This is a genomic window from Nostoc sp. LEGE 12447, assembly GCF_015206985.1.
Classification (GTDB): Bacteria; Cyanobacteriota; Cyanobacteriia; order Cyanobacteriales; family Nostocaceae; genus Nostoc.
This window is the reverse complement of record NZ_JADEXT010000065.1, coordinates 1-24940: the sequence shown is the minus strand read 5'-3', so window position 1 is coordinate 24940 and position 24940 is coordinate 1. Positions and strand designations below refer to the sequence as shown.

The window sequence follows — 24940 nt, the reverse complement described above, 5'->3', positions numbered from 1 at the left end:
GTTCGGCACTAATATAATTACGAGAAAATTCCGCAGCCAGGGCACGAGAATGTTCTAAGCTACAGGCGAAAATAACTGTACGAAGATTTCGTGCATATTTAAAGTAATTCTCAAGGATTTCACTAACCCCAATCTGGCTAGTGACGGCAACCGCTAAATCTTTAGCTCTAAAATCCCCACGAGATTTTGCAACTCCAAGAGTAGAAATAGTTTGATTCGTTGCAAATAATCGAAAGTTACTTAAATACCCAGACTCAATTAAGTAAGCCGTGTCAATGCCAACAACCAAATCATCAAATAAATCAACAAAACCTTGACCGTCAATTCTTTGGGGAGTAGCAGTTACACCTAATATCTGGGCGCTTTCATAATGTTCAATTAGTCGTCGATAAGATAAAGCAGTTGCATGATGCGCTTCATCTAATATCAATAGTCCAATGTTAATTGGCAACTCTAATACCTCTCGTCTGCTCAACGTTTGAACGCTAGCAACTTGGATTCTTCGCTCAGGATTAGCCAGAACACCTGCTTTGATAATCCCAACTGGTTCACCGATAATTTGCTCTAGCTTTTCGGCAGCTTGAGATATCAACTCAATCCGATGGGCAAGGACTAAAACTTGCTTTCCTTGGTCAAAGAATTTATGAGAAATATGTGCAAAGCACACCGTTTTTCCGGCGGCTGTCGGGAGTTGTGCAAGCACTCGCCTATTACCATTCTCCCAAGAATTCCAAATATCTTTTATCCACTGATGTTGATAATCTCTGAGTTCGTAGGTAACAGGCATTCAATCTACCTCAACAATGATTTTTCTCCCGTGCTAATATTGCTCATTATTCCACAAGCTCTTCAAGTTAAGATACCGATAATCCCAATTCTAAAAGTAGTAAAGATATTTTGGGTTGATTTGATGCGATTTTACTTCATCAAGAGCAAATTATAGAGATAATAACCTGGAAGTGATGCACTGCCTATCAAATCTCGCCACTGTTGTAATGACTATACTTGCTTTATTATATTGGCGAGTTTTATACTGTGCGATAATGCTGGACGTGATCGCTCACGGGAGACACGGCAACACCGTTGTCGTCTTTTGCAAGTGGTATTAGATTTAAGATGGGGAAATATACTTCTTGGAAAATCAGAAAATTTGGCATCGAACTGACAAATTAAATTCGCAATCTCAAATGCCGGCGATATTTATAGATAAAGATGGCACTTTAATTGAAAATGTACCAAACAATGTTGATCCGCAATTAATCGAAATGAAAATCGGTGCTATTGAAGGATTACAAATACTTAGCAAAGCTGGATATAAATTAATTGTGATTACTAACCAGTCGGGAGTAGCACGGGATTATTTCCCAGAATCTGCCTTGGTGGGAGTGGAAGCGCGATTGAATGAAATATTAGAAAAAGCGGATCTATCGCTAGATGGGTTCTACTACTGTCCCCATCATCCAAATGGTGTAATATTTGAGTATGCAATTGCTTGCGATTGCCGTAAACCTAAACCAGGCTTGATCTTACGTGCAGCTAGCGAACAAAATATAGATTTAGCAAATTCTTGGTTTATTGGCGATAATCTCAGTGATGTAGAAGCTGGACATAGTGCAGGGTGTAAAACGATTTTGATAGATCAGGGTAATCAGTCTCAGCCCCAAATGTCTCGTTTCGGGATTGCTGACTATATTTTGGCTAACCTTTCAATAGCAGCACAGGTGATATGTAAGCATTCAGTATCTAATTTTTAGGATATCTGGCATTGAGTTATAAAAATTGCTGGAACAGGAAACCTAGAAAGATTTAGATTGATGACAAACAATTTGCCATTCTGGTCAAATAATTCGTCGTACTACAGTAGACTTCTCAAATATGCCGCACCAATATAATAAATAGTTCCTTATCGTCTAGTGCTTGAAATGACTGTATTTGTTGGAATCCGGCTTTTTTCCATGCTTTGAGCGCACGTTCATTAAATGCTGCTACTGTAATGCGAAATAGGGTGGGATTAAAGTTTGAACGTGCAAAATTGAGGACATCTGCAATATACATCTGTCCCCTTCCCTGACCCGTGAGGTCGGGGCGTACTCCCAAACCAATGTCAAGTGAGTCTTTTGTATAATCACCTCCTGGGACTTGAGCTTCTTTACCAAAGCAGCAAAAACCAATCAGTTCCCCATTGTCAAGAATACTATAGTAAGCGTTTTCAGGGTCTAAAAACGACCCAATTAGTGTTTCATCAGATGTAGTATTATACATTTGGTAAGGTGGCTGATAATGCCAGCGAGTAAGTTTTTCTGCCTCAGCCACATTCATCGGTTCAAAGCAAAAGTGCATTGACATACTCTCAACCGCTCACCCTGTACCTTCTGCTAAAAGTATACTTCTTCTCGTTATTTACCAATAGCCTCTCGCCATCAGAAAAATTCACAATCTGCGTCAAACGTCGTTAAATTGCCCATGTGTGATCGCTTTCCTCCAACAATGACAGCAACCGCATCGCCTCATCAATTACTAGCAGTAAATTTTTATGGGAGTAAGGTTCGCTTCCATCTAAACCTTTAAGAAATTTCAATAAATCACGAGCGACGAGTTGATCAGCCCCATCCGCATCTTGATCAGGATACTTAAGGGCAGAGGTCAAGTTGCAGGCAAAGGGGTAAACGTCCACCCCGGCTGTAAAGTATTGGGTATTCAATCCAGGGTCAAGTGCAGTTGATAATGTTGCTAAGATTGCTGCTAAGGTTCCCTTGCCACCTCGCTGAGTACCAGCGATCGCAATGACTTGAGAACTCATCATATTCTCTACTTGGAATCCACTTTTCGTTAAAGCAGCGATCAGTGCGTTTGCCCTATTAGTCAGAGGGATATTAATTATAGTCTCTGGTACAAGCCCATCAGAGGAAGATGGTTGTAACTCTGTAGGTCTAGAAAGCTCCGCAGCTTGGTTCATCTTCCCAATATCTACCTGTGGCGATTGAAACTGTTTGATATCTACGGTCGGTGGTAACTGGACGTTTGCCTGTGCGATGGCACTGATCTCCGACCGATTCACTCGGCTATCAACCGTCACATCCTGTAAATGGAGAGCCATGCTTTCATAAGTGGGTAGCTGACGACCCTTGAGCTTGCTAAACCAGCCAAACATCCAGCGATAAGCGTAAAAACGTTTTCCTGGTTCAACTTGGGTTAAATATTGGACAATATTTTCAAACTCAGCATGAAGAAAGGTGTACTCTTCTGCTGATTGTCGCTCCAGGAATTTAACAGTATTGGCAAGATGATCCGCTTGATAATTCCTCCTAGCATCGTAATCCCCAGCACGAGTTAGAGCATCTACAAAATTACCACGCACAAAAGGCAAAGGCGCAATTTCTTTAGTGCGGTTGGAGTGTTCGACAACAAACCATAGCCATGCAGCACCACCGACTAAACCACCAACTAGTGCCAAAGGGTTAACCGCATAACAAACTGCTCCAATCCCAGAAGCCAACAAACCAAGTACACGGGTCATGTCTGCTTCATTCTCAGATGCCCGTGCCATTTCAAATAATCCATCTTTTCTCTCTTGCAGCCATTGGGCGATATTTCCAGCTTCTAAGTGAGACAAGCTAGGATATGATTCGCGTAAATGTTCAGTTTCTTTAGTTGTGATTTTTGGGATATTGTTACTTTGCATAAAAGAAATGCCCTGTTGATTGAGTTAAGAAGCCGCTCGACTCAAGAGTTATAGAGCGGCGCTCACTTTAATCTTTGGTCAACCGCCAAATAGCGAACCCAATTTCGCCTGCCATCATTGTGCCTATGTTAAAAAATATGCAGCCCAAAATCATGAATGGGGCTGTAAATTCAAATGGGTTACGAGCGGCAAAGGTGGTGACAATATCGAATGCCCAAACCGCAATCACAACTAGCCCAGCGCTAGAGCGATCGCGTATACCTGCGGTCTTGTAGTCCGTCCAGAGCTGGCCTACCAAGTCAATCTTGCCACTAGGCTTGGTTTCAAGGTCATAAATGATATGGTCTTGAAGTTCCCGCCTAGCTGAATCTGGGTTCTTACCGCGTAGGGCGTGGGCTTCGATTACTTGCACACCCACAGAAATTATGAATGCAAGGTAAAAAAACGGGTTGAACAATGCAAACGGTACATTTAGCCAATTCCAAGCCGGCTCAAACCAGGCAAAAACAGGGGGGCCTTGAAAGATTAATTGCCAAGTTGAATCAGCACTAATCATGGAACCGCCGATAAATAAAATCCCGCCAACTAACGCGCGACCTGCACCTCCATTAGCAACAAACTGATTAACAATCGCGGCGGCTGCCCTAATAGGTAAACCAACAATCATCACAATAGCCTTGGCACAAAAATCAATAATTTCACCAAGCGATCGCTTCTTATCTTTGGGTTTACTATCGCTGTTGCCTGTAGTATTACTTTCCGCACTTGATGAACCATTAGCCATTACTTCCTCCTTACTGGTTTGATATTTTGAACGCTTTTACAAATACCTTGGGCTTTGTATTTCCACTTCCAAATTCCTTCTTCAATTCGTCCAATACACCTGCCCGTCGCATCAAAAACATCAACAATCTCATCATCTTGATAAAAGGTTGTGTCTGGTCTGGGATTGCGTTTACTGTTGTCAAAGTAATTGGTAATTCTCAACTTGCGACTTGTGGGCATCACTCCCGCCTCATATAGAGCATCACTGGTTTTTGCCCGTTCTTCTATGCGGGAACGCTCTAATTCTTCTGTGGCTTTTAGCCGTTGAAGCTCTGCATAAGCCCCCAACTTGGGTACTAAGGGGATGATTACAGGCAACATGCAGATGCCAACACCAGCCAAAGCTAAGTACAGTTGTTTCTTATACATGAGACTGCTGTGCTATGTCGCGTTTTTAGTACAAATTTTTCCCATGTTTCACCCATATCTTTAATAAGGTGTTTCATGTTTCACGTCCTGAAACACTGATGAAACCGTTGAAACGTTTCATGAAACAGTGCTGTGAAACAGTTGGATGAAACAATCCCACTCATAATGGCTTTCGAGCAAGGTATTGTCTGGTGTTTCACGTTTCATGTTTCACGTTTCACGCGGGGGAATGCTGTTTCACGGTGTTTCACGACCTGAAACACTGATGAAACCGTTGAAACTGTTTCATGAAACAGTGCTGTGAAACAGTTTATGAAACACTCTCACCCATCACTCTTACTTTGATGCCCGTCCCAGAAATGTCAATCCTGCACCAACAAGTAATCCCAGGGGAATAAACACCCCACTGCCGATTAATCCAGTAGCAACAACGCTACTAACGAGATATGCACTGCCACCTAAAGCGCCAACAACTGAAGTAGCGAACAATCCGGTACTGAGAATATCCATAACTTGATTTTTCCTTTGATGAGTTAATAGTTCTTGAAGCAGTCGGATTTCGGCAACAGTGGCAACAGTTTCATTTTGGATCTGTAACAATGCCGCCACTGTTTTATAAGCTTCTAAAATCGGATCTGTGTCCCCATCGAACTGACTCTCTCCCGCAACAAATTGAGTCGCACTTTGAGTTGTTCCTTTTTTCTGATCGACTCCCCCAGTCTTGTTGAGGCTTCTTCTGCCAAATTAATCAAACTCTGATCTATCTCGGTAATCTGGTTATCGACTTCCAACATGGATTGTTCGGCAAAGGCATCCAACACCGTCCCTTTGGCTCCAATCAAGGATTCCATGAACAATAAAGCTCCGGTGACACCAGTTGATGCACCCAAAATCTTAGATTGCTCATTTTGGACGGCTATAGCACCAGAAATAGTCTCTTTATCAGCCGCAGTCAACTTGTATGAGGCTTGTTGAATTGCCTCATCAGCTTTGGTGATTGTGGCTTCGGGTATATCTGCTACAGATGATTGTTGAGGCTGTAATCTCTCACTATTGGTAATATCTTGGAATCTAGCTAAAATCTCCTCTGGAACTAGTGAATCGACCGTCCATTTTTGCTCTGGATATTGACGGCGTAGCTCATCAACTACTTTTCCTGGTACTTTGTTGAGAGCTTGTGCGAATTCTTTAACAATCATGATTTACGCTCCTAAAAACTTTTCGGGGTGATTTTTTAATTCAATAGCTACCTTCTTTAAAGAACCTTTGGCTAAAACGTAACTTCTAATTCTTTGAAGCACAGGTAAATGCCAGTTTGTCAACTTCGCTCGTCCGTTTAGCCCTCCATTATCTTCGTCCCGAAAATCCTCAAATTCTGGCAAGTATAAAGAAGCTAAGTCTAGATACTTTTGGAACTGTCTAATTCCAACTGATGGCTCCAATTTCTTGGCTGCCTCCTCTCGTGTTAACAATTGTTCAACTACACAGCTTCCTTGAATTAGCAATGGTTTCGGCTCCTAGAGTTCCGATTGAGTTCCGATTGAGTTCCGATTGAATTCCGGTTGAGTTCCGATTGAATTCCGGTACTGATAATACTAATAATAAAAAAACCACCGACTGGTGGGGAGGGTTTTTCTAATGGCTTAGTGTTTGGGAAACACTAACTTCTTAATAAGTAATTATGAATTGCCCCAAAATGATTGAGTACATACGGCTTTGGTTCGACAAATCTGGAGCTATTTTCATCAGCTAACCAGTTTTTTAGCGCCTCGACTGAGTAACCTGACAAACGGCTCATTTGGTAAGTCGAAAAATTATGGACTTTTTTAAATTCTTTAGGATGTATTGGCTTAATACCAATATTTTTCATTACGATTGCTCCTACTATTTGTGAAGCTATTGTGGGAGTATTCCATTTTTAACGTACCATACCGCATAAAGATTTGCAAACATAACGCAAACTGCCGTACTATCTTTATATTATTTCTCTGTTATGTATGCCGAAATCAGGATTTAAAACAATCACAGTACCGGACTGGATTGTTGATGAAATTAAGAGACAGCCTGACTATAAAGGGAATCAAGCTGCCACTTTGGGGGCGCTCGTTAGGGATGGTGTTGCAGCTCGTGGCGGAGAATTAGAAAACCCAGCAATATTACTTGCACGCATACTGAATCACTTACCTAATTGGGAGCGGCGCGAATCCTGGGAATTAGCACTGAGTATTTTAAGTTGGTTGCAAGAAACAGAGCATGATGCTGATTGATCGGATTGATAAAATTGGTTCATGGGTAATTTTGGTGCTATGCGAACAAAAGTAGAACTAATTTGCGGTCAAGATAACACGATTGTGGAAGCAGATTTAGTGGAGCTATTGCAAAAGCACGTCGATGATTATGCCAACAAGTGGAAAGAACAATTGAACCTGCACGACCAATCAGACAAATTTTGGGACTGGGATTTTAAACTGGAGTTTATCATTAATAGACAAGCAAACCGCGAAGGCTATGCGATTGAATACAAAGATAAAACTCAAGGGTTAATGCTGATTGAAACCCAAATGCACGGTTCTCGTCTACAAGAGGGAAAACGCTTGGTATATGTTGACGGGATAGCTACTGCACCTTGGAATCGGGCATATATTCAACGTCCTCCGAAATTAAAAGGTGTTGGAACTGCATTTTTGGCCTTTGCCAGAACTCGCAGTTTAGAGCTAGGTTATGAAGGTAGAGTAGGATTGCATTCACTACCTGGAGTAGAAGAATTCTATGACAACCAAGGAATGATTGATGTGGGAGAAGATGAAGATTATGACGATCTAGTTTACTTTGAGTATGGAGTTCGCCGTTCTTCTGTATGAGGTAGTAAAGCTAAATGAGTCAATTATTTGATGAAGAATGCTTAAAAAAAGCTGTTGAAGCTGAGGATAAAGTTGGTGGAAATATTGGGGCTGGGTTAGATTGGGGGTCAGCACTTGGCTCCTTAGTGGGTAATCTAGAACTTTTGGGACGTTTCACAACGTTGCGTATTTCTCTAAATAGAGAAGTACGATTGCTGCTAAATAATTGGAATTTAGGTACAGCTACGAAAATTGCTGTAAAAACTGCAAGAGAAAGAATACTTGAAAATTTTAGACTGCCGACACCAGAGGTAAGAGAATACATACTTGCTACTCTGGAAAATGATCAGCTTTATGGTGAAGAATTCATTTCTGATCGAGAGATACTGCGCGAACTGCTTGGGTTGTTGTTAAAACAAGAAGATTGGGAAACCATTGCAGCAGTTGCAGCAGATTCGTTAAAGAAAGAAATTATACATCAAGCTGTTGGTGAAAAGATTTCAGCATAAGTTATATTTTCAAAAGAAAACTCATGATCTTGTTTCTAAAGAACAAAGTTTTGTACAAGATGATGTGACAACTTTTGAAGTTTCCATACGATTGCTCCTATTATTGTCTTAATTGTGTTTGTACTACTCGCTGCTGCCTTTTCTCTACCAAAACCTGACCGATAGCTCCCCCAGTACCCAGCCCCAACATTCCTGTAGCAATCATGTACATTGCATTCTTGCCAAAAAATTGCACTCCTAAATACCCGATAGATATGGCCGCTAATGTGCCAGTGAGACTTACAACAATTACTTGTAATTGATTCCGTTTCATAACTAGAATGCCTTTCCTTAATAGAGGTTATGAATCCTTCTTTTGTTTGACTAGCAGGGATCGCAAGTAGTGCCGACAAGCTGCTTCTCCCCGATATATGAGAATCCGCAGCGCCTCTACTTCCTGGATCGGAGAAATACAGATTTCAGCGATGGCTGGAATCAAATTCTGTTGCTTCTGCACGTAATCTTGATGCTGCTGCTCTAATTCTTGAATCTTGGAGTTTAGTTGTTGTATCTGCCGTAATGCTTGAGTTAAGGACGATTCTTTCTTTTGAGAGCGATTATCTAAAGTTAACGTCATTTTCTTACTCCTCTAAATTGAGATTTTTCCTGTTTACTGTTGAGTGGCTTGTTCAACCTGATCAATTGCATCCACTATTTATCCTAAAACATTAAACGCATCATTTAAAACCACATCGTTTGATGTAGAAAAGTACTCAGACGACTGAAGCCTGCGATAATCCTTACTACTCCCCACAAGCCGCAATGTATGTTGACAACCCTGCAATATAGTCCGAATTTCTGATGTAGTTAATTTGATTTCCATTATTGTTTATCTCCCTAAAATTTATCTCGTTGAATACCGAAACTTGCTCCAACTAGAGAACTGCCCAAAAAGCCTAAAAAACTAACTAACATCATCCCCAAGCAGGTCTTTTTCTGATGCTGCCAATAGTGAGAACTTGTAGCAATCTCCATTCCCCAGCAGCCCGTCGCCCCTACTCCTGCAAATCCGGTAAAAAGTAGAGAGATAATTGCAATTGTTTCTATGGTGCGGTCGAGAAAAATCCTGGGATTGAATCTTTTTCGAGTCCGGCGTAGAACTAATTTATTACGAGTGTTTGAAGGCAAAGATGATTGATAAGCCGTTTTCTGTGTTTTCATTTAGCATCCTCCAATTCAACAAAAAATCCCGCACCAGTATTCTTAATCTTTACCAACTTTTGATTGACTAATGTTTGAATCACCCCCAGACTGAAGTTTATACTGCACAACCGTGCGCTACCTCCACAACGACGCAGATACTGTAGGCACAGTGAGGAATGGTCAGTAGGAGTGGGGTAAGTTGATTTTCTCGGCATGATATTTTTCCTGTCGATGTTATGAGAAGAAATGTTTGTTTCAATTAAGTTCAGGCAATTCTGCAAGCGCTCCTTCCATCCATGCTTGAATTGCTTCTATCTCGGAAACACCTCGCAATACAGCATCGATTACGTGTTTCTGATAAGAATTAAGAGCATGATCAGGATGTCCAAACTTATTACCAGCCCAAGCTAAACACATGGTTTTCACTAGTTCATCAATCTTGGTAGTATCAAGCTCACTTGGACTAGTTACATTTCGAGAATGGAGCCACTCTTTCACCAAATCCAACGGATAATTTAAAAGTGTGCGAACTTCTTTGACTCGCCAATCTTTTGGGTTGATGGATGGTGGAGTTAAAGCTTGTTTTGGTTGCTGGACTCTATACTGTTGATTGTCTTTGCGGGGTCTAATGTTATTCTGGGGCTGTTCAGGCTTTTGAGAAGTAGTTGCGCCTTCAGCATCATTATCTTCATCTGCCGTCACCGATAAAATTGCACAAACTGCATATCGTCGTGCATAAGTTAATGCTGCACCAAACTTCTGAGAATCACTAATTTCGGGAAGAGGATAAGTGCTGGTGATACTCTCTCCAGACTCATGAAACAAATGAGTTTGCAGTGTTGTTCTACCTTCACAAATTTCGGTAGTTTGAATTATTACTAATCCATGTTTACTGAGTCCGGGAGTGACAGCATCTAATACAGCATCTAGTGTTGCATATTTGCGCTTGTAGTGAGGATTAGTACCGTCTTTTTGAATGGGGTTAAACTCTGCTTTTGCTTTGATTAAAGCTTTGATTAATTCTTGCATTAGTCATCTCCAAACTTTTACCAACTTAATATCGGTAGGGGTCGCCCGCTATACTCGTCATAACGGGTGGGAAATCCTAACTAATATAAGACTGTGAAACATCGTTATTATTTGGGAATACTGTACTCATAACCATCAGCCTGATGAATAGTTGTTAAATATTTAGGATGAACATCAAAGCGTTTGTCTTTTTGCAGCAGCGTAAAACTAGGTCTAAATCTAATAGCAATTCGCCCTGTGTATTTACCTGCATATTTTCCAGATGGGATATCGGCTTTAACCATGTCTCCAGTAGTGAAACCCATGTAGAATTTAGCTTTCGGGGCATGAGCTTTTGGAAATCCGTACTTATCAGTGCGGCATCGTTGACGAATGCCATGCCCTTTAGCTTTGATAATTAAAGGTTTCACCCCATTCAAAAGCAACTTAGCTGGAGTTGATGCGCCAACACAAGCCGCATCCGTCCAGTGAGATTTCTCAATTCCTCTGGTTTTACGGTTAAACTTTGTTCTGCCACCAGAGCCGAGTTCAACGGGCAGTCCAGTTAATTGGAGTCTGCGGTGTAATTGCCATCGTGTTGTATTAACTGCTGTCGCATCTTTGAGCGGTGCTTTAACTTGAGCTAAAATCCGCCGCAGCAATTCAGGTTTTTTAGCTAGAAATTGCTCAACTGGTTGATTGCCCTTGTCTTGGTTGCAGTCATGACAAGCAATAGTAAGATTACTCACGCGATCGCTCCCGCCTTTGGACTTGGGATGAATATGCTCAATCTCAAACGGCAGATTCTCCACACCACAGTAGGCGCATTTTCTACCCCACTTCTGAAGCAAGTATTCCCGTACCTCAAAGCCAAATAACTCGCCCTGTTGATACTCAACACCTGTTATTTCAGGGTTTTGGAGTTGTTGCAAATCAAACCGCACTAACTCTTGAGAGATTGCCGTAATTGGGCATAGTTTTCTAAGCCGCCGCACCCATGTTTCAATGTTGGCGACACGGCTTTCAAGTGATGGAGGTAGCCATCCTTTTCTACGTCGTCTGTTTAGAAAGCGGGGTTTACGGTAACGGGTTTTACGTAACCTTCGCCCTCGTCGCAATGCTCTACGTGATTCAAGAGCGTTTTTGACTTGTTGCCCTCTGTGGTGTATTTCAAATGCACCTACAACCCGTCCAGCACATTCCGGAACTATAGCGACTCCTGTTACTTTGCTACCAGGATCAATTTTCAGGCGATGGGGATGAGCTGTTGAATTCTCTAATTCTCTACCTTTGAGAATAATCGTAAAGGGATATCTTTTATAAATTACTGCCCTCCTATGTTTTAGTAATTCCCTTGCCCGTGCTGGATGACATGGGTCGAGTGGTTGCTTGTTTTTATCCAAAACGAAAACGTACATTACTGTTGCCTCTTACCTTTCGGTAGTGAAGTTTGCCTCGCCCAGATATCATGGCTTGTTCTGCTCAAAACACTGTTTGGGTCCCGTCCTTACTGTTTAATTTTGAGCGACAGTTGCCCAGAACTGGCACGTATTCTGAGGTGTCATGACCACAATATCGTTTACCCGTAGGTGGGCTGGTCAATGTAAGCTTGTTTTCACAAGCCCCCGCTAGAATCCGTAAGGATTTAGCGGCGGGTCATTGACGATTGAATTTTCTAGAGTAGCTAACAGATACAGTTGTGAATTTCATTTTGGTTATCATTTTTTTCGTTACTATCAACCATTTCAATACTGAGTCTCTTACATAAATCGCCAGCTTTTACACCAACAACTCCTGGTTGGATTTCAGTAGCTAATTCCTCTAAAACTGAGTGAAAGCTTGGGGATTCATCATTGATTTCCACCTCAATCAAACCTGCATTATTAGATATAACGGTTGCCCAATCTGGCAAAACTTGAGGAATATTGGTTGCGTAGAGTTTCATGATTTTGATTCCTGACTAAACTTGATTTCAACAACTTCTTCGACACAACCCATTGCCTCGTTCAAATAATGCAGCACATCTCCCAAATGAGTTGCAGCTTCTGGATCAATCTTCTTGTCCGCAATTAACAAAAGCCAATTTTCATCTTGAGCGATCGCTTGAATCTTGAGATAGCACAAGTTGAACTCTTGTAGGATTTCTATGGGTGTCATTGCTATATTCGATGAATTGTGGTGTTCTATTTGGATAAGATTTAAGTTTGCTCCTTGCCACACAGGTGGGTCTATCCTGCCCACCCGTTTCCTTACGCTGCAACCAATCTTCACTTGGCACATCAAATTCTTTATTGAGTAATTCCTCTTCCCTGGCTAGTTGTTCCATAGCCGCTTTTGATACCCTTGCCCCCTTGATGAAGTTGTCTAGTCCAACTGCTGCATCAACCGACTCGGCGTATCGAAGAGAATCCACTCCGTTTGACCAGTGCGTAATGTACTGAAATATCACCCCAATCATCGAATCGCCCTTGTACACTCGATAGTTTCTGGGGCAGGCTCCGTCAGCGTAAACCAGCTTGTAGCCAGGAATCTCTTGTACCTCTGCATTGGGGTCGGTTGGAGGTAGGAGTATTTTCTCTGTTGAATCGTCCAACTGAGCTTCTTGAAGAGAAAATGGGCTAATCATATTCTGTGTGCCATGATGATTTCAATTGTTTAAATTTGTTATGGTGGCGATTGCATTTCTCTTGGACTGCGATGCCTACGGCGGGCTGCGCCTACGCCCTTTCTCACTTCAGAGATTTCTTATACCTGTGCGTTCGGATCTGCTAGAGGACGCATAATTTTCAGTTGATGGTTATCGAAACCCGAATCTTAAAGTATGAGGTTACTTGCTGTATTTTGTGCCATTATTGTGTCTGCTTAGGAATTACCTCGTTGGCGATTGCAATTCTTTTGGTGTGCAATCGCCTTTCTCACTTTCAGCAACTTACGCCGCTACTGCCGTTCGGACTCCCAACAACGCAATTACATCTTTTGCACTGGCAGCAACCCGATTCACTCCGTACTGCCTCAGTCTTGCGTACCAACCCTGGTGATTGCACCCGACGAAGCCGACAAAATGCCCGTCTTGGTAGAGTTTGGTGCTGAATGAGAGCCAGTCGATCTCTCCGTGATACAGACCAAAAACAGCGCAGGCTTTTTCTAGTTCATCGCTTAAACGTTCGTTGCGCTCCAGGGGTGTTTCTGGGAGAGTCGCTTTGACCTCTGCAACTCTTGTAGCAAAGCAGTCTCGATCAAATGGTAGTCGTCCACCACCGACTAATTGCACCCATACTGTAATCCCGCCTTCGATCCAGATTGTGCGAACTGATTCGGGTTCAACTTCGATAATCTCACCAATGATGCGGCGATCTCTGCTGGTGAGAGGGTCTTGGGTTGGGGCTACAGCTTCGGCTTGGGATTCGATGTGGCTGTATAGTTCTGCTTGGGCTAAGGTTTGTTCATCAACAGAATAATCGACAATTGCTTGTCGTGTATGAGTTACATACGTCATAATAGAAATCTCCAATTTATTTGGGTAAAAGGCGATCGCTTACTTCTTGGTCGGAGGGGCGATTGCCTTTGTTATGTGTGCAAACAACGTTGTGGTTTAGCACAACGCTCTCAAAAAGATTTGGCGTAGCCATATATTTGTGACTCAAAGCCAGTGGCATTTGAGTGATACCAAAACAGGAGATACAGCGTATCAGGCGACGTGTACGGCTTCAAAAGCTTCAACTGCCGTCCTGCTAGTAATTTCTTATTAAGTGCAAATCCATTTCCCGGCTGTGTACCCATCGCCTTCTCTGGTTGCGCCAGTGCCTCGGTTACTCATCAAGCGGTGACTTTGGATTGTGCTGTCAAAGTTCTGTAGTTTTTAGTGCTTCTTTATTTATTGAAGAGGCATAACACTTTTTCCTCCTTGTTAATTACAAGTCTAACTTGGAATACAGCCTGATGTCAAGAGGTAAACTTGTATTTTTATAAGTTTAATTTGTAAATATATTGAATGTTTTTGTATATTTCAAAGTCTGAGTGCTAACATTTGTACTAGTGTTAGGTAGCGGAGTACATTTAAGGTGTTGATTTTTGTGAATCAGACTTTGATTAAGTGGAAACTAAAAGAGGTAATGGCAAGATATGACATCAAGGCGGGCGATCTTGCCAATGAGTTAAATCTCAGTGCTAATTCAGTATCAAATTTACGGAAAGCCAAAACAATGCCACGCTTGGATGGTCATTCCCTAAATAATCTCTGTAATGCACTAAATCGTCTAGCGCACGATTTAGATAGGCAGATTACTCCGTTCGATTTAATTGATTACACCCAAGATTCAGATACTTCTGCCTCTTCTGAAAACCCTAACAGCAGTAAGAGTAGCGCACTAAGTCAAGGCCGAAAGTCTTCAGCAATTGATGCTGAAAATCAAGCCTGTTTAACGGCTGCATAGCAAAAGCGATCGCCGCCCGTCACAGCAATGCGATCGCCTGCTCAATCCGTTTACCACAAAGTGAGCTAATTATAATGCTGCCACATTTTTGGAAAATCCATCTGACAGCTACCCAGTTCACTTTGGTTAAACTGCAACACCCCAACTTTCAAGCATTTACCGTAGTGAGCAATAAATATGCTGACACTAGACAGAGAGCAAACAACAGCACTCGATTACAGTGTTGTCAACATCAGCATCCAGGAAACCTTCACCGCCATTGACCGTTTCGAGTGGCAAGCGGTAGATGAAATCCTCCAGATGCGGGAACAGCAGCTTTACCTGCAAGCTGGATATAAAAACTTTGAAGAATACTGCCAGCGTGAATTATACGCCTGGGGTGGATACCGACGAATCAATCAACTGCTAGGAGCCAAAAAGGTCATAGACGCAGTTGGTGAATTGGGCGGACACATCAAAAATGAGCGTCAAGCCCGTCCACTACTACGGTTAGTCAAGGAACCAGAGAAACTAAAACAAGCAGTAGCGATCGCTCTGAAAGATAATCCTTCCCCTGGTGAATCAGATTTTGCTGCTGCTGCCCAAAAAGTGGTTCCTCAACTTCCACGCAAAAAACAATCTATTCAGGAACCAGTGGTTCCTCAAAAAGCCATTGTCACAGTTCTACAACAGTCCCATCCAAGATATGGAGAAGAGGGAACCATTGAGGCAGACGCACCAAACCATTGGCAGCAGATTGTCACTTTTCCTGATGGTGAAAGGCTTTTGGTCAACAATGCTGATTTGGATGCCGCCAGCGTTCCCTTTCCCAGAGAGCGCACTTACTCCGCAGAATATACGGAAGCGATCGCTGCTATTGAAGAACGCCATAAACAGGAGTTAGAGCGACTTTCCCAGGAATTGAGGATTGGTTTGCAAGCAGAAGCAGGGGCTAAAGCTGAAGCCCAGGTACAAGAGCAAATCCAATCTCTGCAACAACTCTTTAAACAACAGAAAGAAGAAAACATCCAGTTGCAGGAACGGTTGGATGAGATGGAGGGCTTAAAAAAACTGGAGATTGAAAACCAACAACTCCAGCAGCGCATTCAGGAATTAGAACGCGCCGTACAACAGCATCCGGTTCAGCAGTGGGGAAATACCATGACCCAGCAAGCAACCAAAGCTTTGAACAAGCAGGTAAAACTTGCACTGGAGAAAACAATTGATCTGCGATCGCTAGCCCAAGAACCACCCAAGGAGAATGCCCAAGAATGCTTACGACTCATGGGCATGGCATTGAAAAACCTCGCCAGCGCAATGAACAACACCCAAGCGTTAGAAGCTGCGGCAATCATTCTGGGAAGTGAACCGACACCATCAGCGATCGCATATCGAGCCGAGCAATTAGAAATGTTGCCCCAAGCAGTTAGCGACATTCGGCGGGTGCTGTCAAAACCTGGGTGTAGCTGGCAGGACTATTGGGATATTGCCCAAGAATATGAGGTGATTAAACAGGACTACTGGGCGGAATTAACAACCCAAGAGACTGATTTAATTACTGCTCTACAGAACGCATCCTCTCAACCCGACACTATTGGCGTTGGTTCTCAACCAAACACTATTGGCATTGGTTCCATTGTTGCCCACGCTGATCCATATCGCACTTTGTATGTGGAAAGGGGTGAAGTTGTAGAGGATTTGGGCGAAGAGTTGATAGTAGCTTGGGATTGTTGGAAGGAGCAATCGAAAAAGACTGATAGGTATTTTCGAGATGAATTGCGATTCTGGCAACCTCAATAGTCTTTCAGTGTACTGGTAACTTTTTAGACAAAGAAATGCAAGTACCAAGCCCCGCATCACAGTGGGGGATATTTCCGTGCGTCAATATGAATAGGAGATTGTACAATGACTGCAACCATTACCCGTCCCAAGCTCAAAAAGTCTGCTGCCACTAAACCACAGTCACCGTATAAAAGGCTTCATGTGATTATTCCCATACAAGATATGTTGTGGGCTTCGCAACAAAAGCCTTCAGTCAATCAGCTATGGCAGGAATGCTGGACTGCTGACCCTTATGGTTCTCGGTGGATGCCTTTGGCCTCAGCTTTGGGGTACAGTACTTTTATCTCTGCAAAGAAAATTCTCTCCGACAGTGGGCTATTCATTTTCAAACCTGACAAATCGATTCAAGATGGCCGAGAAACAGCTAGCTGGATGGTGAAGAATTTGCATGGTAGCCGAATGAAGGAGTTTTGGGAAAAAGCCAATGCTGAAAAACAAGAACCAAATCCTGAAAAACGAGAATCAAATGCTGGGGATTCAGATAAAGATGCTGGCTGCGAAGAAATGGGTGCTTTATACAAAGCACCCATCTTAGATAAAACCAAGTCAGAGCAAGAGTTTCAGAAACCCTCACGAACTGGTCAGGAACACCTAACGAACTCTTCAAAAGAGTTCGTTAGGTGTGTCTCTGACACGCTAAATGAGATTTTGCCCTGTGAGGAGACGGCTCACGCGCCCTTGAGGGGCGCGTCGCCTCAGACTGTCGAGAGCGTGTCAGAGAATGAGGAAGAATTGCCTGTGGCAACGGACTGCACGACGCTAGCGCTTGTGGATGTTGCACCAAGTCAACTTGCTCAGTTGCTAGCTGAAAAGCAGGACTGTGGCGTTGAAGCGATATTCCCTCATGAAGATACTTGTTCCGCCGCGCCCGTGGCTCAAAATGAAAAATCATTAAATTCTGCGCTCGCTAATCGAACACAGGGGCAAGTAGAACAGGATCACTTTGCTGTGTTGTTAGTTGAAAATTCAGTTTCGGGTGTAGAAATCAAAGCAGTTGATGAGGGTGAAAGTTCCGCCGCGTCCGTACCAAATCCTGAGAAATGGTCGCATGAGGCGATAGTTGCAAGGGCAAATGTACGGTCGAAGCGTATGCAGAAACTGAAAGTTGCGGCGAATTCGGGGCAAAATCCGGGGTTTGACTTCTTGAAAGAGTGCTGGAATGATGACCCGGCTTTGCAGATTGTGATCAAGAAGTTGCTGGCGAAGTTTCCGCAGTGGGGGTTTGCGATTGTGGATGGGGTGTTGATGAAGTGGAATGAGTAGCGAGGTCAAATGTACGACCAGCACGTATGCAGAAACTGAAAGTAGCAGGCAATTCAGGGCAGAATCCGGGGTTTGACTTTTTGCAAGAGTGTTGGAATGATGATCCGGCTTTGCAGATTGTGATCAAGAAACTGCTGGTGAAGTTTCCGCAGTGGGGGATTGCGATCATGGATAGGGTGCTGGTGGCTTGATATGAGTAGTAAATGCAGGAGTTTCAAAGCTTAAATATAAAGTTTTGTGATATTTTTTTGCTTTCTGCGAAAAAGGTAAGTTTTGGAGTGAAAAAACAGTAGACCTATAGCTAAGTAATAGATAGCTATTAACCTGATTTATACTTGACTAATGAGTGTAGCGTTATTGCTGTTCATAAAGGTGTGCGATGTTTAGTTGGCGTTTTAGTCGTTGGGGAAGTTTATTCAGTATTCTCATAACAGGGGGAAGTATTTTGCCTGGGAGTTATGGGCTGGCTCAAATTGCTCCAGATGTCTCTGTTGACAATGATTTTAATATCCAAACAGAGAATGACCTGAGCGTTATTGGAGGCAGTACTCTAATGAGCAATAACTTGCTTCATAGCTTCTCAGAATCTGTACCCACTAGTAGTAGTGCGTACTTTAATAATCCTTCAAGTCAGCAAGGAGCATCCGCCCTTGTTAATGACGCTGGTAATATTACTATTAATACTGGGAATTTAATTATTCGTGATAGCGCCACCGTTTCTGTTAACACTACTGGCGTAATTCATAGTGGTAGTGACAATACCTCTATTAACCCTACTAATGTAAATTCTACTGGAAGTGGTGGCAGTATCTCTGTTAATGGTGGCAGTATCTCTATTAGCGTTTCAAATATCTCGATATCAGCCAAGCCTGTTCCCGAACCAACTTTAACATTCAGCGCGTTTATCAGCGCTGCTTTTTATGCTGCTTGGAAGTTAAAACGTAAACAGAAGCAAACTCATGAATTGAAAGCTTGAATCACCGAAAAAATCAACTTAGCGAGATAAAAGCTATGGTGCCGATATCAAGTGTGCCATTCCTATCTTAAACCTTGAAGGGGCTGAACCGTATTGGCATATAACGCTGAACATAAAGTTAGTACAATTAAATAGGGCTGAAATTCTCGCTAACAATTACCATGCGAATTAATTGTTTAACCTATGAACCTTCAATCCGTATTGGTATCGTTGGTGCTGGATGTACTGGTTTAACGGCTGCCGAAGAATTACGTGATCTTGGATATAAAAATATCACTATCATTGATGCCAAAAACCGCGTAGGTGGTAAAACATATTCAATTAGATATGGAGACCCAAGTCTTCAAGTCCGTGGTATTTATGAGGGTGGAACTGTTTGGATCTTACCCAGCCCCTTGTACAGAAAATACAGAAAAAGGTATGGGATTTCTCCATCGCTTCATGTAATGCCACGGGTGCAAATATTTGACTTAGGGACTGGCAAAGTTTCTAGCCCGTTTTTAGTGGAGTCTAAACATTCTTTATTGGTCCGACTCTGGCAGTTGAGAAAATTCTTCCAAGAATTAGACAAGTATAGTCGGTATTCAGATCCAGGCTATATCAATCCTGCTTACCGAGGTATGAATGAATCCTCGCCTCAGTGGTTTAACAAACAGGGTTTAAATTTTATTCGAGATGCTTTAATGCCGATTGCAAATGCGGGACAGTTTGGATATCTAGAACAAGAAGCTTCTACTGCTTATGTGATTAGGCTGTTAGCATTATGGAACCGTTGCAATTTCCTGAAAAAATTGATTCTGAATATGCCTCAATTGCAAGAAGGGAATCAAGAATTATGGAATCGTTTAGCAGCAACCCATAACTTGTGTCTAGGACAAACTATTGAGCGTGTTTCTCGCGGTCAAACAATCCTGGTCAAAACTGCCTCAAATCAGTGGGAATTCGAGCGTTTAATTTGGACTGCTCCTGTAGATGACTTTCTTGGCGTAGCTGATGCCTCTTCTGAAGAAGCAAAAATTTTTTCTAGGGTACGTACAATAAAAAGAGCGGTTATTACCTGTAAAGTAGAGGGCTTACCTGCAAACATTTTCTACGTAATCAGAAATACTTTAAATCAGCCTTTACCAACTAGTTATCCATTAGCTATCTACGAGGTTGATCCAGGCAGTAAAATCTACAATTTTTATCCATTCATGGATGAAACGACAACTATTGAAGAGTTGGAAAACAACGTAGCCGATTGTGTCAAAAAGCTCGGAGGGACTCAAGTGAAACTTATGGGGCAACCCCTAATTTGGAAGTGGTTCTCTCATTTTTCAGCCGAAGACCTCAAGGATGGTATTTATCAACGATTAGAAATGTTGCAAGGTAATCAAAACACCTACTTTGCTAATGAAATGACTGCTGGGGTGAGCGTACCTTATGGGATAGAATATGCGGCTTATTTAGTGGAACGCTTCTTTTGAGAGTTGACATACTTCCTGCAATTGAATTGAGGAAGTGGCGCAAAAGTTGCGGCGAATTCGTGACTTTTTGCAAGAGTGCTGGAATGATCCAGCTTTGCAAATTGTGATCAAAAAATTGCTGACGAAGTTTGGGCAGTGGGGCATTACGATTGTTGATGGGGTGCTGGTGAAGTGAGATGCTAAAGTAAAATGATGCTAGAAGACCTAGAAAAAGCCAAGGAAGTCTGTATTGACTCTGACCAACTCTCAGTCACACCCAACAAAAACTTATGACTAGAGCGATAAATCGACAGTTTCTATTAGCTGCTCGTCCCGTTGGTGACATTAAAGAAAGCGATTTTGAGTACCGAGAAGAGGCAATCCCCAGCCCAAAAGATGATGAGGTGCTGGTACATACTATATATCTGTCACTAGATCCTACCAATCGGATCTGGATGAGCGATATGGAGCAATATATGCCTCCTGTTGAAATTGGGGAAGTTATGCGTGGCGGTGTTATAGGTGTGGTTGAAGAGTCCAAAAATCCCAATTTTAAAAAGGGAGATTTGGTATCAGGGTTGCTAGGCTGGCAAGATTACGCGATCGCCCTTGGAAACAGTGGCTTTTCGCTGACGCGATTACCTAATCCTCTACCTTGTCCGCTCAAAGCATTTACCGGGCCACTGGGAGCTACTGGTTTTACAGCTTATTTTGGGTTATTAGATATAGGACAGCCAAAAGTTGGAGAAACTGTGGTCGTTTCAGCCGCATCTGGGGCAGTTGGTTCCATTGTTGGACAAATTGCCAAGATTAAGGGTTGTCGGGTAGTTGGTATAACTGGCAGTGATGAAAAGTGCCATTGGCTTACAGAAGAACTTGGCTTTGATGCAGCAATTAACTATAAAACTGGAGATTTAGAGAAAGCATTAGCTCAAGCTTGTCCCAATGGAATCGATGTGTATTTTGACAATGTTGGCGGAATAATCCTTGATGCCGTCCTAACCAAAATTAATCTGCACGCCCGCCTGCCTTTATGCGGTTTAATCTCAACTTATAATGCTTCAAAGCCTGTTCCTGGCCCATATAATTACAGCCAAATTCTCATGAAACGCGCTGTCGTCCAGGGATTTATTATCTTGGATTATATTCCCCGATTTCATGAAGCGATAGCAGAGATTGGAAAGTGGCTAAACCAGGGGCAAATTAAATATGCTCTTGAGATTGTCGAAGGCTTGGAAAATGCACCCAAGGCGATCCTAAAACTTTTCGACGGTAACAAAAAGGGAAAACTGGTTATTAAAGTCTCAAATGAGCCTACCTAAAAAATTTATAAACATCCTCTAAAAGAGCTTAGAGGTTGTTTGAAAAGTGTTTTACTATGACTTTTTAGCGAGGTCAAGTCTGCGACCTGAGCGTATGCAGAAACTCATGCGTTGTGGCCAATTCGGGGCAGAATCCGGGGTTTGGATTCTTGCAAGAGTACTGGAATGATGATCCGGCAAAAGCAGATTGCGATCAAGAAATTGTGCGACTCCAATTTAAGTTGATTAAATCTAAGACGTAATCAACTGAGTTATCTATATAATCTTCTACTTTTTCATTACCAACCACACATATTTTACCGCCAGTAATATGTATTTTAGCTGGTTTTTGGTGGTAAGCTTTGTGTTTACTGATCCATCCTGGTTTATCCCCAGTTGTTTCTATTTTTTCTATTACAAATGTGTGGATATGTAATCTATAAACTGGAGTTTCATGATAAATTCTTGTACCGCTATATCCTAAACTGCCAATGATATATATGTATTCTCCAACTAATGTGGCAGAATGAAAATCAGTTGGCGGAAATACATCTTGGGGATAACCGAAAATCTGAAAGTTACCATCACCTTGATAAACTACAACATCGTTATAGATACAAAAATCAGGGTCATAGTAATCTTCATGTTCACCAGCAATTTCGACAATTCTGCCATCTGATAATTGTGTAATGGTTCTACCAAATCGATCATAGCACCATGCCTTATCTTGCCAGTTTTCTATATCGTTAAAAATATTTTTGCCTGTATAAGCAGAACGACCATCACAAATCATCGCTTGCCAAAAAGGGATATTCATCAATTCTGGATTGGTTTTGCCAAAGCGCGGATGTTTACCAGCAAAATATTGCTCTGGCGATAATTCTGATAGTGAAAATTTGCTATTGTCAATTCCAGTGAGCGATCGCCGCATATCATCGTTAATATCGCTCACATCTTCGCCAACTGCAATTAACATTCTAACAATTTCCTTGTTTGTAGCCATCTTGATGGCTTTGTCATCGCAATTATTGATTCTGCTAGGGTTTGCGCCAGCTTCTAGTAAAATTTTGACGCAATCAGTAGCACCATGCTCTGCTGCGATTATTAACGCAGTGTTACTAAAGTCATCAGTGGCTTCAATATCAAATCCCTCTACAATTAGCCACTGTAGGACTTCGAGCCTATTGTTTTCTATCGCATACATTAACGGCGTTTTTCCGCAGTTTCCCACATCGTTGTGATTTGCTCTTGCAGCTAGGAGTAATTTGGCTTTAGGTAATTCACCCACTTGAATACTCAATAACCAAGGGGTTCTATGCCAACAATCACGCACATCTTGATCTGCTCCTTGCTCTAGCAATAACAATACTTGCTCTAAGCTCCCAAAAACTATTGCGTGCATTAATTCTGTCCATCCCAGTTGCTCTGGGTTAGCACCCGCGTTCAATAATAATTTGACAGCATCAAATCTCCCAATATGAGCAGCTACTTTGATTGCAGATTCACCATAGCTACTGATGCCATTGACAGCAGCACCTCTAGAAATGAGTAAATTCAAAGTTGATATTAAGTTTTCATCTCGTAAAATATCTCGACCATGCATAGCATGAATTAAGATATCATATCCGTCTGGGCTTTGATAGTTAATATCTGCTCCAGCATCCAGAATCAATTGGATTTTATCTAGATTTCCTGACTGCACAGCCAACCCAAGTACGGTATTTTGAGATTCTTGTTGAACAGCATTCACATTCGCACCATGTTCCAAGAGGAAGCGAATCATATCAATACCTGCATTGGGGCTACTAACCGCACACATTAATGGTGTTTGCTGGGAATACTTGTCTACGCGCTCAATATCAACCCCATTGGCTATTTTACGTGCGACTCCTGCAATATCTCCCTGCTGTGCATAAATATGAATTTTTTGCATAAATTTTCTGATTTAACTTCTGAATAAATTATCGGAGTTGCGGAATCAAAATGCGGGTTATGCGTAAACATCGCTTCCAGCACCAGCTTTTGTGAATATCTGCTTGTAAGCCAAAGTGAACCCTAAATTGAGTAATATCACAACGCGGGATCGTAACAGTAATGATCGCTGGCTATTGCAAGTTCACTCCCACCTTGAGCGGACGATTGTTCTGCACAGTTTAAACGTAGAAATTCCCCTGACTGAAATCTATCGTCGCATTAATTTTTAAGGCTGCTTAACTCTCTTGGAACTGATTAGTGGGACTCGTTACTAAAAGAAGCACTACCAAGGAAGCTAGAAAAAGTAACTAACATCCAACCGAAACAAATATGTTTTTGAGTTTGCCAATCGTATCTATCTTCTATCGTCGGGATTGTGTTAGCTTCAACGATTTCTAATCCCCAGTAGCCTAACGCACTGATGCCAAACAACATAGCGCTGACGATAGACAATTTAGCGATGACTTTGAGAATGTAATTACTTAAACTAGGCAGTGTTTGAAAGGATTGTCTGTGACGATGATGGATAGCTAGTTCACTTGGAGCTACAACCAAAACACGTCTTGGTTTTTGTTGAGTGAGTTGGCAGACAACTTGTTTATTATCAGTCATGGGTCAAACCAAAGCCTGTTGGTTGTAACTAGATTAGTTCCAGTAATTATATTGTAAACTTTCATCAGGTATATGTGGTTAAATTTACATAAAGTTTTTCCACCCAGAAAAGATGTTGTAGTGTCAGTAGTGTAATAAACTCACGTGAAAAAATCTGGTAGTCCTAGCAGTTCGGTGCAGGTAATCAGAAATAGTGCCAAACCTTATGCAAACTAAGCCGACAAGTGAGGAAAATCATTGCTGAAACGCTCACTAGTTTCTTGTTTTAAAGCCTCTTATAAATGCTGATGTCTGATAAATTAAAAGTACTTAAGATTACTAGTACAAAGACTGAAGCATTAAGCAGTAATATTTATCACAATAAAGCTAGAGCTTAAATAGATGAATACTTTTGTTTTTACTAGAGGCTACTATGAAAAATTATTGGTTTTTGGCGGTTGTAGCGATCTTAGCTTCCCCAGGTCTAGCTTTAGGACAAAGTAGCCCCAACCCCCCATCAGATAGCCAAGATCAGGGTAACGGACAGCAATTTCAACAGCACAAAGACGAAATCCTCAAACGTATTAGTGCGCGACTAGGGTGTTGACTTTGAGAGCTTAAGGGTGGTAGCTTCTCATGCAAGAACTATGTAGTGCGCTCAAAGTCAATGCAAGAGTTTAAAAGCCCAAGCAGTCGGTTGGCAAGGCTATTTCACAAGGGT

At 42.1% G+C, this 24940-nt stretch carries 36 protein-coding genes; 14 read left to right on the top strand and 22 right to left on the bottom strand.

Annotated features, from left to right (window positions below):
• On the bottom strand, positions 1 to 787 hold a 787-nt coding region (locus IQ274_RS33240; RefSeq protein WP_194144859.1), incomplete at its 3' end, for a DEAD/DEAH box helicase.
• A gap of 400 nt (positions 788 to 1187) precedes the next feature.
• On the opposite strand from IQ274_RS33240, the gene IQ274_RS33235 reads away from it, so the two are divergent.
• Positions 1188 to 1754: a D-glycero-alpha-D-manno-heptose-1,7-bisphosphate 7-phosphatase gene (locus IQ274_RS33235; RefSeq protein WP_194144861.1), complete on the top strand. Its 567-nt coding sequence runs from the start codon at positions 1188 to 1190 to the stop codon at positions 1752 to 1754.
• Between the two features lie 115 nt (positions 1755 to 1869).
• Here IQ274_RS33235 and IQ274_RS33230 read toward each other — a convergent pair whose 3' ends face one another.
• From IQ274_RS33230 to IQ274_RS33195, 8 genes are all read right to left on the bottom strand, one after another.
• Positions 1870 to 2346, bottom strand: coding sequence for a GNAT family N-acetyltransferase (locus IQ274_RS33230; RefSeq protein ID WP_228058555.1), 477 nt, complete (start codon positions 2344 to 2346; stop codon positions 1870 to 1872).
• A 106-nt stretch (positions 2347 to 2452) separates the two neighbouring features.
• Positions 2453 to 3682, bottom strand: a complete 1230-nt coding sequence (locus IQ274_RS33225; RefSeq protein WP_194144858.1) for a hypothetical protein — start codon at positions 3680 to 3682, stop codon at positions 2453 to 2455.
• A 67-nt stretch (positions 3683 to 3749) separates the two neighbouring features.
• The gene (locus IQ274_RS33220) at positions 3750 to 4466 is read right to left on the bottom strand and encodes a hypothetical protein (RefSeq protein WP_194144857.1); all 717 of its coding nucleotides are present in this window, start codon (positions 4464 to 4466) and stop codon (positions 3750 to 3752) included.
• Positions 4466 to 4876, bottom strand: a complete 411-nt coding sequence (locus IQ274_RS33215) for a hypothetical protein (RefSeq protein ID WP_194144856.1) — start codon at positions 4874 to 4876, stop codon at positions 4466 to 4468. Before IQ274_RS33215 ends, IQ274_RS33220 begins: the two co-directional genes overlap by 1 nt.
• 336 nt (positions 4877 to 5212) lie before the next feature.
• On the bottom strand, positions 5213 to 5485 hold the full coding sequence (locus IQ274_RS33210) for a hypothetical protein (protein ID WP_194144855.1): 273 nt from the start codon (positions 5483 to 5485) through the stop codon (positions 5213 to 5215).
• A 14-nt stretch (positions 5486 to 5499) separates the two neighbouring features.
• Positions 5500 to 6075, bottom strand: a complete 576-nt coding sequence (locus IQ274_RS33205; protein WP_194144854.1) for a hypothetical protein — start codon at positions 6073 to 6075, stop codon at positions 5500 to 5502.
• A 3-nt stretch (positions 6076 to 6078) separates the two neighbouring features.
• Positions 6079 to 6381: a hypothetical protein gene (locus IQ274_RS33200; protein ID WP_094346789.1), complete on the bottom strand. Its 303-nt coding sequence runs from the start codon at positions 6379 to 6381 to the stop codon at positions 6079 to 6081.
• A 155-nt stretch (positions 6382 to 6536) separates the two neighbouring features.
• Entirely contained in the window at positions 6537 to 6746 is a 210-nt protein-coding gene (locus IQ274_RS33195; RefSeq protein ID WP_193949040.1) for a hypothetical protein, read from the bottom strand.
• A gap of 127 nt (positions 6747 to 6873) precedes the next feature.
• Between IQ274_RS33195 and IQ274_RS33190 the strand changes: the two genes are divergently transcribed.
• From IQ274_RS33190 to IQ274_RS33180, 3 genes are read left to right on the top strand one after another with little or no spacing between them, the layout of a single operon-like run.
• On the top strand, positions 6874 to 7143 hold the full coding sequence (locus IQ274_RS33190; protein WP_194144853.1) for a hypothetical protein: 270 nt from the start codon (positions 6874 to 6876) through the stop codon (positions 7141 to 7143).
• 39 nt (positions 7144 to 7182) lie between these two features.
• Positions 7183 to 7737 (top strand): GNAT family N-acetyltransferase, encoded by a 555-nt coding sequence (locus IQ274_RS33185; protein WP_194144852.1) that lies wholly within the window; start codon positions 7183 to 7185, stop codon positions 7735 to 7737.
• 14 nt (positions 7738 to 7751) lie between these two features.
• Positions 7752 to 8225: a hypothetical protein gene (locus IQ274_RS33180; RefSeq protein WP_194144851.1), complete on the top strand. Its 474-nt coding sequence runs from the start codon at positions 7752 to 7754 to the stop codon at positions 8223 to 8225.
• A gap of 100 nt (positions 8226 to 8325) precedes the next feature.
• On the opposite strand, the gene IQ274_RS33175 is transcribed toward IQ274_RS33180, so the two are convergent.
• The 11 genes from IQ274_RS33175 to IQ274_RS33125 all read right to left on the bottom strand — a co-directional run bounded on the left by IQ274_RS33175 (position 8326) and on the right by IQ274_RS33125 (position 14195).
• Entirely contained in the window at positions 8326 to 8538 is a 213-nt protein-coding gene (locus tag IQ274_RS33175) for a hypothetical protein (RefSeq protein ID WP_194144850.1), read from the bottom strand.
• A 27-nt stretch (positions 8539 to 8565) separates the two neighbouring features.
• Positions 8566 to 8841 (bottom strand): hypothetical protein, encoded by a 276-nt coding sequence (locus IQ274_RS33170; RefSeq protein ID WP_194144849.1) that lies wholly within the window; start codon positions 8839 to 8841, stop codon positions 8566 to 8568.
• Positions 8842 to 9101: 260 nt separating this feature from the next.
• On the bottom strand, positions 9102 to 9425 hold the full coding sequence (locus tag IQ274_RS33165; RefSeq protein ID WP_194144848.1) for a hypothetical protein: 324 nt from the start codon (positions 9423 to 9425) through the stop codon (positions 9102 to 9104).
• Positions 9422 to 9622, bottom strand: coding sequence for a hypothetical protein (locus IQ274_RS33160; protein ID WP_194144847.1), 201 nt, complete (start codon positions 9620 to 9622; stop codon positions 9422 to 9424). The genes IQ274_RS33165 and IQ274_RS33160 overlap by 4 nt, the downstream gene beginning before the upstream one ends.
• A 40-nt stretch (positions 9623 to 9662) precedes the next feature.
• Positions 9663 to 10436 (bottom strand): ERF family protein, encoded by a 774-nt coding sequence (locus IQ274_RS33155; protein ID WP_194144846.1) that lies wholly within the window; start codon positions 10434 to 10436, stop codon positions 9663 to 9665.
• Positions 10437 to 10543: 107 nt separating this feature from the next.
• Positions 10544 to 11833 carry an RNA-guided endonuclease IscB gene (iscB, locus tag IQ274_RS33150; RefSeq protein ID WP_194144845.1) on the bottom strand — a complete coding sequence of 430 codons (1290 nt, stop codon included), beginning with the start codon at positions 11831 to 11833 and terminating at the stop codon, positions 10544 to 10546.
• A gap of 266 nt (positions 11834 to 12099) precedes the next feature.
• Positions 12100 to 12360, bottom strand: coding sequence for a hypothetical protein (locus IQ274_RS33145; protein ID WP_194144844.1), 261 nt, complete (start codon positions 12358 to 12360; stop codon positions 12100 to 12102).
• On the bottom strand, positions 12357 to 12539 hold the full coding sequence (locus tag IQ274_RS33140; RefSeq protein WP_228058554.1) for a hypothetical protein: 183 nt from the start codon (positions 12537 to 12539) through the stop codon (positions 12357 to 12359). Before IQ274_RS33140 ends, IQ274_RS33145 begins: the two co-directional genes overlap by 4 nt.
• On the bottom strand, positions 12502 to 13041 hold the full coding sequence (locus IQ274_RS33135; protein WP_228058553.1) for a hypothetical protein: 540 nt from the start codon (positions 13039 to 13041) through the stop codon (positions 12502 to 12504). The genes IQ274_RS33140 and IQ274_RS33135 overlap by 38 nt, the downstream gene beginning before the upstream one ends.
• A 303-nt stretch (positions 13042 to 13344) precedes the next feature.
• Entirely contained in the window at positions 13345 to 13911 is a 567-nt protein-coding gene (locus IQ274_RS33130) for a hypothetical protein (RefSeq protein ID WP_194144842.1), read from the bottom strand.
• A gap of 110 nt (positions 13912 to 14021) precedes the next feature.
• Entirely contained in the window at positions 14022 to 14195 is a 174-nt protein-coding gene (locus IQ274_RS33125) for a hypothetical protein (protein WP_194144841.1), read from the bottom strand.
• 293 nt (positions 14196 to 14488) lie between these two features.
• On the opposite strand from IQ274_RS33125, the gene IQ274_RS33120 reads away from it, so the two are divergent.
• The 8 genes from IQ274_RS33120 to IQ274_RS33085 all read left to right on the top strand — a co-directional run bounded on the left by IQ274_RS33120 (position 14489) and on the right by IQ274_RS33085 (position 21675).
• Positions 14489 to 14848 (top strand): helix-turn-helix domain-containing protein, encoded by a 360-nt coding sequence (locus IQ274_RS33120; protein ID WP_223278596.1) that lies wholly within the window; start codon positions 14489 to 14491, stop codon positions 14846 to 14848.
• A 177-nt stretch (positions 14849 to 15025) separates the two neighbouring features.
• On the top strand, positions 15026 to 16627 hold the full coding sequence (locus IQ274_RS33115; RefSeq protein WP_194144840.1) for a hypothetical protein: 1602 nt from the start codon (positions 15026 to 15028) through the stop codon (positions 16625 to 16627).
• Positions 16628 to 16732: 105 nt separating this feature from the next.
• Positions 16733 to 17932, top strand: a complete 1200-nt coding sequence (locus IQ274_RS33110) for a hypothetical protein (RefSeq protein ID WP_194144839.1) — start codon at positions 16733 to 16735, stop codon at positions 17930 to 17932.
• 26 nt (positions 17933 to 17958) lie between these two features.
• Positions 17959 to 18123, top strand: coding sequence for a hypothetical protein (locus IQ274_RS33105; RefSeq protein ID WP_194144838.1), 165 nt, complete (start codon positions 17959 to 17961; stop codon positions 18121 to 18123).
• 188 nt (positions 18124 to 18311) lie between these two features.
• A complete protein-coding gene (locus IQ274_RS33100) occupies positions 18312 to 18908 on the top strand; it encodes a hypothetical protein (protein WP_194144837.1) in 597 nt (198 codons plus the stop codon).
• 161 nt (positions 18909 to 19069) lie between these two features.
• Positions 19070 to 20374 (top strand): FAD-dependent oxidoreductase, encoded by a 1305-nt coding sequence (locus IQ274_RS33095; RefSeq protein WP_194144836.1) that lies wholly within the window; start codon positions 19070 to 19072, stop codon positions 20372 to 20374.
• 34 nt (positions 20375 to 20408) lie between these two features.
• Positions 20409 to 20549 (top strand): hypothetical protein, encoded by a 141-nt coding sequence (locus IQ274_RS33090; RefSeq protein WP_194144862.1) that lies wholly within the window; start codon positions 20409 to 20411, stop codon positions 20547 to 20549.
• 94 nt (positions 20550 to 20643) lie between these two features.
• The gene (locus tag IQ274_RS33085) at positions 20644 to 21675 is read left to right on the top strand and encodes an NADP-dependent oxidoreductase (protein WP_194144835.1); all 1032 of its coding nucleotides are present in this window, start codon (positions 20644 to 20646) and stop codon (positions 21673 to 21675) included.
• Between the two features lie 193 nt (positions 21676 to 21868).
• Here IQ274_RS33085 and IQ274_RS33080 read toward each other — a convergent pair whose 3' ends face one another.
• Positions 21869 to 23587 (bottom strand): ankyrin repeat domain-containing protein, encoded by a 1719-nt coding sequence (locus IQ274_RS33080; RefSeq protein ID WP_194144834.1) that lies wholly within the window; start codon positions 23585 to 23587, stop codon positions 21869 to 21871.
• A gap of 127 nt (positions 23588 to 23714) precedes the next feature.
• On the opposite strand from IQ274_RS33080, the gene IQ274_RS33075 reads away from it, so the two are divergent.
• Positions 23715 to 23858 carry a hypothetical protein gene (locus IQ274_RS33075; protein WP_228058552.1) on the top strand — a complete coding sequence of 48 codons (144 nt, stop codon included), beginning with the start codon at positions 23715 to 23717 and terminating at the stop codon, positions 23856 to 23858.
• Between the two features lie 25 nt (positions 23859 to 23883).
• Here IQ274_RS33075 and IQ274_RS33070 read toward each other — a convergent pair whose 3' ends face one another.
• Entirely contained in the window at positions 23884 to 24240 is a 357-nt protein-coding gene (locus tag IQ274_RS33070; protein ID WP_194144833.1) for a hypothetical protein, read from the bottom strand.
• 412 nt (positions 24241 to 24652) lie between these two features.
• On the opposite strand from IQ274_RS33070, the gene IQ274_RS33065 reads away from it, so the two are divergent.
• Entirely contained in the window at positions 24653 to 24826 is a 174-nt protein-coding gene (locus IQ274_RS33065) for a hypothetical protein (RefSeq protein ID WP_194144832.1), read from the top strand.
• Positions 24827 to 24940: the final 114 nt, after the last annotated feature.